Source organism: Luteibaculum oceani (assembly GCF_007995015.1).
Taxonomy (GTDB): Bacteria; Bacteroidota; Bacteroidia; order Flavobacteriales_D; family Luteibaculaceae; genus Luteibaculum; species Luteibaculum oceani.
Genome location: NZ_VORB01000003.1, coordinates 37,512 through 50,560 on the forward strand (window position 1 = coordinate 37,512; position 13,049 = coordinate 50,560).

A 13,049-nucleotide genomic window follows, 5' to 3' on the forward strand; every position below is an offset into this window, starting at 1 on the left:
ACCACGCACTAAGCGTGGTACCGAATAATTTAGTCTAGCGAAATATTCAAACCAAGTCCACGTAGCTCGTGAAGTAATACATTAAACGATTCTGGTAATCCAGGCTCTGGAATAACCTCTCCTTTAACAATAGCCTCGTAAGCTCTAGCTCTTCCTACTACGTCATCCGACTTAATGGTAAGAATCTCTCTAAGGATATTAGCTGCACCAAATGCTTCAAGTGCCCATACCTCCATCTCTCCGAAACGCTGACCCCCGAATTGAGCCTTACCTCCAAGAGGTTGTTGCGTAATAAGCGAGTATGGTCCGATAGAACGTGCGTGCATTTTGTCATCAACCATGTGAGCAAGTTTAATCATGTAGATTACCCCTACTGTTGCTGGCTGATCGAAACGCTCTCCAGTTCCACCGTCGTATAGGTATGTTCTACCATTTCTTGGCACACCAGCCTCGTCGGTTTCCGCATTAATTTGGTCTAGAGATGCACCATCAAAAATTGGTGTTGCATACTTCTTACCTAATTTTAATCCAGCCCATCCAAGAACAGTTTCATAAATCTGCCCAAGGTTCATACGAGATGGTACCCCAAGTGGGTTAAGAACGATATCTACTGGCGTTCCATCCTCTAGGAATGGCATATCCTCTTGACGAACGATCTTGGCTACAATACCCTTGTTTCCGTGACGTCCAGCCATCTTATCCCCTACTTTCAGTTTACGCTTTTTAGCCATGTAAACTTTAGCAAGCTTAATAATTCCTGCTGGTAACTCATCTCCAACTGAGATTTGGAAACGCTCTCTCTTGTATGCTCCAATTATATCCGCAGCTTTAATACTGAAGTTGTGAAGCAATTGCTTAATCAGACCGTTAACGTGCTCGTCGTTTGTCCAATTGTTAGGATTAACCTCCGCGTAAACAACACCTTGTAAGTTCTTCGCTGTGAACTTAACTCCCTTTTTAATGATTTCTTCATTAAACTTGTTAAGTACACCTGCAGAAGTTTTGCCTTGAAGAATTGTTAATAGTTTTTCTATTAACACCTTCTTAAGCTCACCCATTTCAAGGTCATGCTGCTTCTCTAGGCTCTCCAACATCGACTTCTCTGCACCTCTATTCTTGCGATCTTTTAGTGCCCGAGCAAATAACTTCTTGTCGATAACCACACCTCTGGTAGATGGTGGCGCTTTAAGAGATGCATCTTTAACATCTCCAGCCTTATCTCCAAAGATGGCTCTTAACAATTTCTCTTCTGGAGAAGGATCTGACTCTCCTTTAGGAGTAATCTTACCAATTAGAATATCACCGTCTTTTACATCGGCACCAATTCTAATTAATCCATTCTCATCAAGATCTTTAGTTGCCTCCTCCGATACGTTTGGAATATCAGCGGTAAGCTCTTCAAGACCTCTTTTAGTATCCCTTACTTCTAACACATACTCATCGATGTGTATAGAAGTAAAAATATCATCCTTTACTACAGACTCGGAAATAACAATCGCATCCTCAAAGTTGTAACCTTTCCATGGCATGAAGGCCACTTTCATGTTACGACCAAGTGCTAGCTCTCCTTTTTCAGTTCCGTAACCTTCGCAAAGAACTTGTCCTTTTACAACTTTTTGACCTACACTTACAATAGGCTTAAGGTTGATACAAGTGCTCTGGTTGGTCTTTTTAAACTTGGTTAGTTTGTAGCTAACAGTATCGTCAGTAAATCTTACCAAACGATCTTCGTCGGTGAAATTGTACTTAATTTGAATTTCGTTCGCATCAACTGCAACAACGGTTCCTTCACCTTCTGCATTAAGTAGTACACGAGAATCTTCAGCAACGCGTTTTTCAAGACCCGTTCCAACGATTGGGCTCTGAGGCTTCATTAATGGTACCGCTTGACGCATCATGTTCGATCCCATCAGTGCACGGTTGGCATCATCATGCTCCAAGAAAGGAATTAGAGATGCTGCGATAGATGCAATCTGGTTCGGAGCTACATCCATCAAATTGATGTTCGATGGCTCAGTAACTGGGAAATCACCTTCAAGACGCGCCTTAATAAGATCGTTGGTAAAGGATCCATCCTTCTCAACAGGAGCGTTTGCTTGAGCAATGATTCTTTCGTCTTCTTCCTCAGCACTTAAGTACTTAACCTGGTCGAATTTTACTTTACCTTTTTCAACCTCACGGTATGGGGTTTCGATAAATCCAAGTCGGTTAACCTTTGCATAAACACAAAGAGAAGAAATAAGACCAATGTTTGGTCCTTCAGGAGTCTCAATAGTACAAAGTCTTCCGTAGTGCGTGTAGTGAACGTCACGAACCTCGAAACCTGCACGCTCTCTAGATAAACCACCAGGCCCAAGTGCCGATAATCTACGCTTGTGCGTAATTTCGGACAGTGGGTTGGTTTGATCCATGAACTGAGATAGCTGGTTGGTACCGAAGAAAGAGTTAATTACCGACGATAATGTCTTGGCGTTAATAAGGTCGGTAGGGGTAAATACCTCATTATCTCTTACGTTCATACGCTCTCTAATTGTTCTAGCCATTCTAGCTAAACCAACAGAGAACTGATTGTACAACTGCTCTCCCACAGTTCTTACCCTTCTGTTAGAAAGGTGGTCAATATCATCCACATCAGCCTTAGAGTTTACTAACTCAATTAGGTATTTGATGATATTGATAATATCTACTTTGGTAAGGATTCTAACATCTTGTTCGATGTCCAAACCAAGCTTCTTGTTAATTCTAAAACGTCCTACTTCCCCAAGGTCGTATCTAGTTTCAGAGAAGAAAAGTTTATCGATAACTCCTCTTGCAGTGTCTAGATCTGGTGGTTCGGCATTACGTAACTGACGATAGATATGTTCAACAGCTTCTTTTTCGGAGTTAGAAGTGTCCTTTTGAAGTGTGTTGTAAATTATGCTGTAATCGGCATTATTAGCATCCTCCTTATGAAGGATAAGAGTTTTAACCCCAGCCTCTTGAATAAGCTCTAGGTGCTCCTCTTCGATAATAGTTTCACGATCAATGATTACCTCGTTTCTTTCGATGGAAACAACCTCACCTGTTTCTTCATCTACGAAGTCTTCAATCCAAGTTTTAAGAACTCTTGCTGCTAATTTTCTACCCAAGAAAGACTTCATCGCCTTTTTGGTAACCTTAACTTCATCAGCAAGGTCGAAAATCTCAAGGATATCCTTATCGGATTCGTAACCGATTGCTCTAAAAAGCGTGGTTACAGGTAACTTTTTCTTACGATCGATATAGGCGTACATTACGCTATTGATATCGGTCGCGAATTCTATCCAAGAACCTTTAAAAGGAATAATTCTTGCAGAATATAATCGAGTACCATTTGCGTGGCGGCTTTGTCCGAAGAACACCCCTGGAGATCTGTGTAACTGAGATACAATTACTCTTTCAGCTCCATTTACCACGAAAGATCCTTTTGGAGTCATGTAAGGTAAAGACCCTAAATAAACATCCTGCACGATGGTTTCGAAATCCTCGTGTTCTGGATCGGTACAGTACAGTTTTAATTTAGCCTTAAGCGGAACTGCGTAAGTTAAACCACGCTCGATACACTCATCGATATCGTAGCGAGGAGGATCAATAAAATAATCCAAAAATTCCAGAACAAACTGATTTCTAGTATCAGTGATTGGAAAGTTTTCGCTAAATACCTTGTATAAACCTTCAGACTTACGGTCTTCAGGGTTGGTATCCAGCTGGAAAAATTCTTTAAATGACTTCAATTGAATCTCGAGAAAATCTGGATAGTCTACAAGATTCTTTATGGATGCGAATGAAATTCGCGGATTAATATTTTCTAAAGTTGCAGTTGCCAAGACGATTGATATTATAAGATTAACAAGAAGGACCCTACACCAACCACAAAAAGGCTTAACCGCTTACCCGAGGGTAGCGGTTAAACCTAAAGTAGTTTTTAGAAATTGGATTACTTAATCTCAACCTCAGCTCCGGCCTCTTCTAGAGATTTCTTAAGTGACTCAGCTTCGTCCTTAGCAACTCCTTCTTTCAATGATTTAGGAGCACCATCAACTAACTCTTTCGCCTCTTTAAGACCAAGTCCAGTTAACTCTTTTACTAATTTCACTACAGCTAGCTTAGAGCTACCAGCAGATTTTAGAATTACGTCGAACTCAGTTTTCTCTTCAGCAGCACCTTCGCCACCACCTGCAGGTCCAGCAACCGCAACAGCAGCGGCAGCAGCAGGTTCAATTCCATACTCTTCTTTAAGAATGTTAGCTAGTTCGTTTACATCCTTAACGGTAAGGTTTACTAGTTCTTCAGCTAAAGCTTTTAAATCAGCCATTTTACTTGTTTTATTTGAAGGTTTTTAAATCTAATTGTTTATTCTTTTTCTGATAAGGCTTTTACTAAGCCGGCAATGGTATCTCCACCTGATGATTTAAGAGCAGAAATAACATTTTTCGCAGGAGATTGAAGTAATCCAATAACCTCTGCCAATACCTCGTCCTTAGACTTGATATTAACTAGGGCTTCTAGTTGGTTATCACCGATGTAAACGGCTTCATCAACCCAAGCACCTTTTAATACGGGCTTCTTAGATTTCTTCCTGAATTGTTGAATTAACTTCGCAGGTACGTTTCCAGTTTCTGCAATCATAATTGCAGTTGGACCAGCAAGAACTGACTCTAATTCAGAGTAATCCTTACCTTCTACGCGATCCATAGCTTTCTTAAGAAGTGTATTTTTAACTACACTTAGCTTAATGTTTTTCTTAAAACACTCGCGTCTTAAGTTGCTAGTTTGCTCAGCATCCAATTCAGCGGTATCAGCAATGTAAAGTACACTAGTTCCCTCTAATTGAGTAACTAGGTCTTCTATCATTTGATTTTTTTCGCTTTTGGTCATCCTTTAATCTATTTAACCGGTGGGTTTATGCACCTACCGATTTAGGTTCAACCTGTACGCTAGGACTCATGGTGCTAGAAAGGAAAATGCTTTTCACATATGTTCCTTTTGCCGCAGCTGGTTTCATTTTAAGAAGTGTAGAAATGATTTCCTTCGCGTTTTCCGCAATTTTGGTGTCATCAAAAGATGCCTTTGCGATTGCAGCGTGGATGTTTCCAAACTTGTCTACTTTGAAATCAATTTTACCAGCTTTTACTTCAGAAACCGCTTTACCGATATCCATAGTAACTGTTCCCGTCTTAGGGTTAGGCATTAAACCACGTGGTCCTAAGATTCTACCAAGAGCACCAACTTTAGCCATAACATTTGGAGATGTAATAATTACATCAACATCTGTCCAACCTCCTTTGATTTTCTCGATATACTCATCTAATCCAACGTGATCTGCACCAGCATCCTTAGCCTCTTGTTCTTTGTCTGGATTACAAAGCACTAACACTTTTACATCCTTTCCAGTTCCATGAGGAAGAGAAACAGTACCTCTAACCATTTGGTTAGCCTTACGAGGATCAACGCCTAAACGAACGCTGATATCCACCGTAGAATCGAATTTGGTATTGCTGATTTCTTTAACTATAGAAGCAGCTTCGCTTAATGTGTAAGCCTTCTCCCGGTCGTACTTGGTCAACGCCTCTTTTCTATTCTTCGTTAACTTACTCATTGCTCTAATTTCTGATTTGGTTAAAATGGTTTAGCACCTTTAACTGTTAATCCCATAGAACGCGCAGTACCAGCGATGATACTCATTGCGCTTTCAATAGTAAAACAGTTTAAATCAGGCATCTTGTCTTCGGCGATAGCCTTAACCTGATCCCAGGTAACTGACCCAACTTTAACTCTGTTAGGCTCCGACGATCCGGACTTTAACTTGGCCGCTTCTAATAGCTGTACTGCAGCAGGTGGAGTCTTTACAACAAAATCGAAAGACTTATCACTAAATACAGTGATAACCACAGGAAGCACCTTCCCAGCTTTGTCCTGAGTTCTGGCGTTAAACTGCTTACAAAACTCCATAATGTTCACCCCCTTCGCACCAAGTGCTGGTCCTACTGGCGGTGATGGGTTTGCAGCTCCTCCTTTTACCTGTAGCTTAATTAAAGCAGCTATTTCCTTTGCCATCGTTATGTTTATGTTTGGTCATTTAGAGTGATGTGGAAGCATTATTTTGGCATCACTCCAAATTCTATTAAATCCTTATTGTTTATCTACTTGCATATAGTTAAGTTCCACTGGAGTTTTCCTTCCAAATATCTTAACCATTACTTTTAATTTCTTCTTATCCTCTAGAATCTCCTCAACAACTCCATCAAAGTTGTTAAATGGACCATCTATTACTTTCACTTTATCTCCTACAACGTAGTTGTTTTCAAATTCAACTTCGTTATCAGATAACTCATCAACCTTACCTAAGATTCTATTTACTTCAGACTCTCTTAACGGTAGTGGGTCTCCACCCTTTTCGGCTCCAAGAAAACCAATTACATTGGTTATGTTCTTAATAATGTGTGGAATTTCACCTTCTAAAGATGCCTCTATAATTACGTATCCTGGGAAGTAATTTCTTTCTTTGGCAACCTTTTTCCCATTTCTAATCTGATAAACCTTTTCAGTTGGTATCAGAATTTGAGAAATATTCTTTTCCAAGCCGTAACGGGCAATCTCCAGCTCAAGAAATTCTTTCACCTTCTTTTCCTTGCCGTTTACAGCACGAACTACATACCAGTTTTTTCCACTACTCGCCATAACCTACAGATCTCCTAGTATTTGGTAAACGTATCCTAGAATACCTCTCCAAAGAGAATCTTCTCCGTTAATTCCGAAAATGTAATCCATTAGAAAAATTAGCAACGCAATAATTGCAGATGCTACTAAAACTAGAATAGAAGAAGATTGTAACTCTTTCCACGTAGGCCAAGTTACCTTGTGTACCATCTCGTTGTACACATCTTCTATGTATGCTTTAATGTTTGCCACTTGCTTAAGCTTTATGCACGGGTAGAGAGACTCGAACTCCCGACACCTGGTTTTGGAGACCAGTGCTCTACCAACTGAGCTATACCCGTTTAAACCAAAAGCATAAGACGGAATGTTACCGTCTTATGCTTGGATTTCTATTGATAAATTCCTTTCGGAATTTTAATTACTCAACGATATCGGTAACCTGACCAGCACCTACTGTACGTCCACCTTCACGGATAGCGAAACGAAGACCTTTGTTCATCGCGATAGGAGCGATAAGCTCAACAGTAATAGATACGTTATCTCCAGGAAGTACCATTTCTCTACCATCTTCTAGGTTGATCTCTCCAGTTACATCAGTAGTTCTGAAGTAGAACTGAGGACGGTATTTGTTACGGAATGGAGTGTGACGTCCACCTTCTTCTTTCTTAAGAACGTATACCTCAGCCTTGAACTTAGTGTGAGGAGTTACAGAACCTGGCTTAGCGATAACCATACCTCTTTTGATGTCTGATTTCTCAACACCACGTAGAAGTAATCCAACGTTATCTCCAGCTTCACCTCTGTCAAGAATCTTACGGAACATCTCAACACCAGTTACAGTAGAGTTCATTCTTTCAGCACCCATACCGATGATCTCTACAGGATCTCCAGAGTTGATAACTCCAGTTTCGATACGACCAGTTGCTACAGTACCACGACCAGTAATAGAGAATACATCTTCAACTGGCATTAGGAAATCCTTGTCAACTTCTCTTGGTGGCTCTTCGATCCAAGTATCAACAGCATCCATTAGCTCATCAACTTTAGCAACCCACTCAGCTTCTCCGTTAAGAGCACCAAGAGCAGAACCTTGGATTACTGGAGTGTTGTCACCATCATAATCGTAGAAAGAAAGCAATTCACGTACTTCCATGTCAACTAGCTCTAAAAGCTCAGCATCGTCAACCATGTCGCACTTGTTAAGGAATACCACGATACGAGGTACACCTACCTGACGACCAAGAAGGATGTGCTCACGAGTTTGAGGCATAGGACCATCAGTAGCAGCTACCACTAAGATCGCACCGTCCATCTGAGCAGCACCAGTTACCATGTTCTTAACGTAATCGGCGTGACCTGGACAGTCAACGTGTGCATAGTGACGCTTCTCTGTTTGGTACTCAATGTGCGAAGTATTAATTGTAATACCACGCTCTTTTTCCTCAGGAGCGTTATCAATTGTATCAAAATCTCTTGATTCTGCGAATCCTTTGTCAGAAAGAACTTTAGAAATCGCTGCAGTAAGAGTAGTCTTACCGTGGTCTACGTGACCGATTGTACCAATATTTAAGTGTGGTTTGGTACGCTCGAAATTTGCTTTAGCCATAATGGAGGTTTTATTACTTATTTTAACTTAAACACAAAAACCTGAGCCAATGACGGGATTTGAACCCGTGACCTCTTCCTTACCAAGGAAGCACTCTACCCCTGAGCTACATCGGCTTAAAAATTGAGCGGGAGACGAGGTTCGAACTCGCGACATTTAGCTTGGAAGGCTAATGCTCTACCAACTGAGCTACTCCCGCTTATTTTTAATCCTTTGTCAAATAAAATAATGGTGGGGAGAGCAGGATTCGAACCTGCGAAGGTATACACCAACAGATTTACAGTCTGTCCTCGTTGGCCGCTTGAGTATCTCCCCAATTCCATCTTTGAGCCTCCAGTAGGATTCGAACCAACGACCTGCTGATTACAAATCAGCTGCTCTAGCCAACTGAGCTATGGAGGCAATTTTTACTATGAAAAAGAACTAAAAAAAGACCCTCTCTGTGAAAGGGTCTGCAAATGTAATAAGAAAATTAATCTCCCAAAATTTTTGAGAAAAAAATATGAGATTTTTTTAGTGCGATGTGCTCAACTTCTCCTTGTGTTTTTTCAATTGCCTTCTCAAGGCCTCTACGGCACCGTCGGTTGCCTCCTCAAAAGACTTGCACTGCTTTTTCGCAAAAAGGTCTTTTCCAGGTACATTAAGCTTTATCTCAGCTACCTTATTTTCCTTGGTCTCTGCTTTATCTAATCGCAAAAATACTTCGCTCGCTATTATTTTGTTGTCAAACTGCCTTAGCTTGTTCACTTTCTCTTCAATGAAATTGAGTAGCTTAATGTCTGCATCAAAATGGATGGAATGAACCTTTACCTCCATAAACTTTATTTTTTAGGGTTAAACATTAGCCCCTTGGATGGGCCTTCTTAAATATCGATTTATTCTTCTCTATAGAATTATGCGTGTAAACTTGAGTCGCTGCCAAACTAGCATGACCCAAAATCTCCTTGATGGCATTTAAGTCTGCCCCCTGATTTAACATGTGGGTTGCGAAGGTGTGCCTCAAGACGTGTGGACTTTTCTTGGTTATTGTTGTTACTTGGTTAAGGTAATTATTCACAAGGCGGTAAACAAATTTTGGATAAAGTTTTTTCCCCGTCTTGGTTACGAAAAGGAAAGGTATTTCAGAAGATACATTTCCATCCCTCAATACGAGGAAATCACGCAATAAGTTGACCAAGTTCATTGTTAACGGGATGACGCGTTCTTTATTACGCTTACCCAATACTTTAACAAGTCCTTTGCCTATATCAAGGTTGATGCGCTTTATCTCTATTAACTCCGATAATCGTATTCCGGTTCCAAAAAACATCTCTAAAATCACCCTATCCTGTTGCCCATAATAATCTCGATCAAAAAGTTCGGCGTGAAATAACTTTTCAATGGAACTTACATCCAGATAAACCGGCAACTTTTTTGCCTTTTTAGGTTTCGACACCAAACCAACAGGATTTGCATTTACCGCACCCTGTCGCTGCATAAACTTAAAATAGGTGGAAAGAGACGCTAGTTTTCTCGAAACGGAACTTGGCGCTACTCCAGACTCCATTAAAGCCAAAACCCAGGATCTGATTAGCTGACGATCGGCCTTAGTAATTTCAGAAATTTCGTAGGTCTCCTCTAAGTATAAGGAGAATTGCTCCAAATCCTTTTTATAAGCCGCTACCGTATGCGCTGAATAGCGCCGCTGATGCTCTAGGTAGTCCAAAAACTGATTTATCATAAACGAAAAAAGGATTGTACCCCTAAAGATACAATCCTTTTAATATGAAAAATATGATTAAGATTTATTGCTCTTCAGCATCGCGCATTTGACGAACATAAATCGCTTTTTTCACTTCCTCGCGACGTGTTACGCTAGGCTTAGTGAAATGCTTGCGCTTTCTAAGCTCCTTTAACGTACCTGTACGCTCGTACTTCTTCTTAAACTTCTTAAGCGATCTCTCAATGTTTTCGCCTTCTTTTACTGGAATAATTAACATCTGCGCTATACCTCCTTTCAATCAATGTGGCGGCAAAGGTAGTATATTTTCCCACCTCACCAATTTATTTTAATCTTTTAGTACTTCTCTAGAAATTACTAGTTTCTGAATCTCTGAGGTACCTTCTCCAATAGTACATAACTTACTATCTCGGTAGAATTTCTCAACTGGATACTCCTTAGTGTAACCATATCCACCAAAAATCTGTACGGCATCAGTAGATACCTCCACAGCTACCTCAGAGGCATAATACTTGGCAAAAGCTCCCTCCTTAGTTATCTTCTCTCCTTTATCCTTCATTGCTGCAGCTTGTAATGTAAGTAATTCGGCTGCCTCAATTTTGGTTGCCATGTCGGCTAGTTTAAATGCAATGGCCTGGAAATTTGCAATAGCTTTACCAAACTGCTCACGCTCCTTTGCATATTGAACAGACGCCTTATAGGCACCATTCGCTATCCCTAATGATAATGCTGCAATAGAAATTCTCCCTCCATCTAATACCTTCATCGCCTGGATAAAGCCCTCTCCTACTTCTCCTAGAATATTAGACTCGTGAACGCGACAGTCTTCGAAAATCATCTCAGCGGTTTCAGAAGCTCTCATTCCTAATTTGTCTTCCTTTTTACCCGCTTTAAACCCAGGTGTCCCTCTTTCAACCACAAATGCTGTAATCCCGTGAGAGTCTAAAAGCTCTCCTGTTCTTACTAACACAACTGCTACATTTCCAGTGATTCCGTGCGTAATCCAGTTCTTAGCTCCGTTAATTACCCAGTACTCTCCATCTTTTTTAGCCGTGGTACGCATACGCATGGCATCCGACCCGGTGTTCGCCTCGGTAAGTCCCCAAGCTCCAATCCACTCTCCTGTTGCTAATTTAGGAAGCCATTTTTGTTTCTGCTCTTCGTTAGCAAATTGTAAAATATGACCGGTACAAAGTGAATTATGAGCTGCCATAGACAAACCTATGGAACCGCAAACTGAAGCTAATTCTTTGATGGCAATTACATAATCTTTATATGATAATCCGCTTCCACCGTACTGCTCTGGAACTAAAACTCCCAAAAGACCTAACTCCCCAAGTTTCTTAAATACTTCGATAGGAAAAACTTGTGATTCATCCCATTCCATTAGCTTGGGCTTAATCTCCTTCTCCGCAAAATCACGCACCATTTGTGCGATCATATTCTGACTTTCACTGTAGTTAAAATTCATACCTTAATATGTTATTATACTATGACATGGAGCTACCTTTTCTAGGCGCTCTTTTCCATTTAAAAAATTCAATTCAACAATAAAGGAGAACAACACTGGCGTTGATCCACACTTTTCAACTAGATGGCCTGCTGCTTCGGCAGTACCACCGGTTGCCAAAAGATCATCGTGAACAATGACCTTAGAACCCGGCGCAATCGCATCCTCATGCACCTCTACCACATCGGTACCGTACTCTAAACTGTAGGTGTGAGAAATTGTTTTTGCAGGTAGTTTTCCTTTCTTTCTTATCAAGACAAAAGGTATACCCAATTCCAATGCAATTGCTGGGCCTGCCAAATAACCCCTACTTTCAATACCCACTATGGCATCGGGACTATATTTCTTGTACTCTTGAGCAAATCTTTTAACAAGGTCGCGAAAGAGTTCGGGGTCCAGAAAAATTGGAGTGATATCTTTAAACTGAATTCCAGGTTTTGGGAAATCTGGAATATTTCTAATCGCTGCTTGTAATCTTTGCTCCACTTTTCGAAATCGTCAAATAAGGGGCAATTTTAAGATAATCCTCCCGACCAATCAACACAGAATTCATGATTTGTTCGATTGCTGAATAATTTCCATGTTGATTTCGATACGAAATAATGGCCTTTGCCAATTTATAGGTTATGTATGGATGTCTTTTTAATCGCTCCAAATCCACGCTATTAATGTCCATCTTTTCAATGTAAAGGGTATCAATTACAAATGATTTCCAATTATGTTGAATACAAGCGCTATCCAACCCCCAAACTTCAAACAGCTGCTCCCTTTGAATATATCCGCCCAAAAGACTTCGGTAGGCCAAAATTCTTTTTGCCAGTACCGAACCGATACCCTTTAGCTTCTTTAGTGCTGAAGTATCCGCGCTATTTAACAGGACTTTTGAAGGACTCGTTTTTATCGGAGCCTCCTTACTTATATTATTAGGGCTATCATTAAATACCGCAAACTGACTAAGAGCTTTTTTAGCTTCTAAATCCCAACCCATTAACTTTTCAAATTCCTCAACGGAAGTATAAACGCCAAGTGCATTACGAAAATTCACAAAGGTCGCAGCCTGCTTCCTGCTTATTCCATACTGGAATAATTCCGTTGCGGAAATTCTATTGGGATCAAAGGATTGAAATTTTAATTTTCTAGCACTACCCTTCTTTTTCTCTAATGTTTTTCTTTCTACAATTTGAGTTGTATCCAGCGAGGTAATTTTATTTTGGAGATTTTGCTCCTTTTGAATTAAGAAAAGCTCAATGGAATCTAGCCGCTGAATAAGATCATTATCGAGAGTTGAAAATCTACCAATGCCTATTCGATATAGAATTAAAAAAGCAATTAATAGGTTAAGAGACATGAGCCCCTTTGCTTCCCAGGAAGAAAGTTTAAACCATCTTTTCATGTGGTAGGATTTATAAAAAGATAGTAAAAAACCAACTAAGCCTTTACAAAGGATGCTTTGAGCACAAGCTGCGAACTCCCAAAAACAAAAAGACCGATTGAGTAACTCAACCGGTCTTTAATTATCAAGATTTCCTTTTCTT

At 40.3% G+C, this 13,049-nt stretch carries 14 protein-coding genes and 5 tRNA genes; all 19 read right to left on the bottom strand.

The window, feature by feature from the left end:
- Positions 1 to 29: 29 nt before the first annotated feature.
- The 19 genes from rpoB to FRX97_RS03705 all read right to left on the bottom strand — a co-directional run bounded on the left by rpoB (position 30) and on the right by FRX97_RS03705 (position 12,907).
- Positions 30 to 3,845, bottom strand: coding sequence for a DNA-directed RNA polymerase subunit beta (gene rpoB, locus FRX97_RS03615; RefSeq protein ID WP_223266555.1), 3,816 nt, complete (start codon positions 3,843 to 3,845; stop codon positions 30 to 32).
- Positions 3,846 to 3,955: 110 nt separating this feature from the next.
- On the bottom strand, positions 3,956 to 4,333 hold the full coding sequence (rplL, locus tag FRX97_RS03620; protein ID WP_147013505.1) for a 50S ribosomal protein L7/L12: 378 nt from the start codon (positions 4,331 to 4,333) through the stop codon (positions 3,956 to 3,958).
- 38 nt (positions 4,334 to 4,371) lie between these two features.
- Positions 4,372 to 4,896 (bottom strand): 50S ribosomal protein L10, encoded by a 525-nt coding sequence (rplJ, locus tag FRX97_RS03625; protein WP_147013507.1) that lies wholly within the window; start codon positions 4,894 to 4,896, stop codon positions 4,372 to 4,374.
- 25 nt (positions 4,897 to 4,921) lie between these two features.
- Positions 4,922 to 5,617, bottom strand: coding sequence for a 50S ribosomal protein L1 (gene rplA, locus FRX97_RS03630; protein ID WP_147013509.1), 696 nt, complete (start codon positions 5,615 to 5,617; stop codon positions 4,922 to 4,924).
- A 20-nt stretch (positions 5,618 to 5,637) separates the two neighbouring features.
- The gene (gene rplK / locus FRX97_RS03635; RefSeq protein ID WP_147013511.1) at positions 5,638 to 6,075 is read right to left on the bottom strand and encodes a 50S ribosomal protein L11; all 438 of its coding nucleotides are present in this window, start codon (positions 6,073 to 6,075) and stop codon (positions 5,638 to 5,640) included.
- Positions 6,076 to 6,150: 75 nt separating this feature from the next.
- On the bottom strand, positions 6,151 to 6,699 hold the full coding sequence (gene nusG / locus FRX97_RS03640; protein WP_147013513.1) for a transcription termination/antitermination protein NusG: 549 nt from the start codon (positions 6,697 to 6,699) through the stop codon (positions 6,151 to 6,153).
- 3 nt (positions 6,700 to 6,702) lie between these two features.
- On the bottom strand, positions 6,703 to 6,930 hold the full coding sequence (secE, locus tag FRX97_RS03645) for a preprotein translocase subunit SecE (RefSeq protein WP_147013515.1): 228 nt from the start codon (positions 6,928 to 6,930) through the stop codon (positions 6,703 to 6,705).
- 16 nt (positions 6,931 to 6,946) lie between these two features.
- Positions 6,947 to 7,019: transfer RNA gene (locus FRX97_RS03650), tRNA-Trp, on the bottom strand.
- Between the two features lie 77 nt (positions 7,020 to 7,096).
- The gene (gene tuf, locus FRX97_RS03655; RefSeq protein WP_147013517.1) at positions 7,097 to 8,284 is read right to left on the bottom strand and encodes an elongation factor Tu; all 1,188 of its coding nucleotides are present in this window, start codon (positions 8,282 to 8,284) and stop codon (positions 7,097 to 7,099) included.
- Between the two features lie 44 nt (positions 8,285 to 8,328).
- Positions 8,329 to 8,400, bottom strand: a tRNA-Thr gene (locus tag FRX97_RS03660).
- Between the two features lie 10 nt (positions 8,401 to 8,410).
- Positions 8,411 to 8,483 (bottom strand) — tRNA-Gly (locus tag FRX97_RS03665).
- Between the two features lie 30 nt (positions 8,484 to 8,513).
- Positions 8,514 to 8,599: transfer RNA gene (locus FRX97_RS03670), tRNA-Tyr, on the bottom strand.
- Between the two features lie 13 nt (positions 8,600 to 8,612).
- Positions 8,613 to 8,686: transfer RNA gene (locus FRX97_RS03675), tRNA-Thr, on the bottom strand.
- Between the two features lie 111 nt (positions 8,687 to 8,797).
- Positions 8,798 to 9,100, bottom strand: coding sequence for a ribosome hibernation-promoting factor, HPF/YfiA family (gene hpf, locus FRX97_RS03680; protein ID WP_147013519.1), 303 nt, complete (start codon positions 9,098 to 9,100; stop codon positions 8,798 to 8,800).
- Between the two features lie 25 nt (positions 9,101 to 9,125).
- Positions 9,126 to 10,004, bottom strand: a complete 879-nt coding sequence (locus FRX97_RS03685; RefSeq protein WP_147013521.1) for a tyrosine-type recombinase/integrase — start codon at positions 10,002 to 10,004, stop codon at positions 9,126 to 9,128.
- A gap of 64 nt (positions 10,005 to 10,068) precedes the next feature.
- Positions 10,069 to 10,263 (bottom strand): 30S ribosomal protein S21, encoded by a 195-nt coding sequence (rpsU, locus tag FRX97_RS03690; protein ID WP_147013933.1) that lies wholly within the window; start codon positions 10,261 to 10,263, stop codon positions 10,069 to 10,071.
- Positions 10,264 to 10,332: 69 nt separating this feature from the next.
- Entirely contained in the window at positions 10,333 to 11,475 is a 1,143-nt protein-coding gene (locus FRX97_RS03695; RefSeq protein WP_147013523.1) for an acyl-CoA dehydrogenase family protein, read from the bottom strand.
- Between the two features lie 3 nt (positions 11,476 to 11,478).
- Entirely contained in the window at positions 11,479 to 12,000 is a 522-nt protein-coding gene (locus FRX97_RS03700; RefSeq protein WP_147013525.1) for an adenine phosphoribosyltransferase, read from the bottom strand.
- Positions 11,972 to 12,907, bottom strand: a complete 936-nt coding sequence (locus tag FRX97_RS03705) for a helix-hairpin-helix domain-containing protein (RefSeq protein ID WP_147013527.1) — start codon at positions 12,905 to 12,907, stop codon at positions 11,972 to 11,974. Before FRX97_RS03705 ends, FRX97_RS03700 begins: the two co-directional genes overlap by 29 nt.
- Between the last annotated feature and the right edge of the window lie 142 nt (positions 12,908 to 13,049).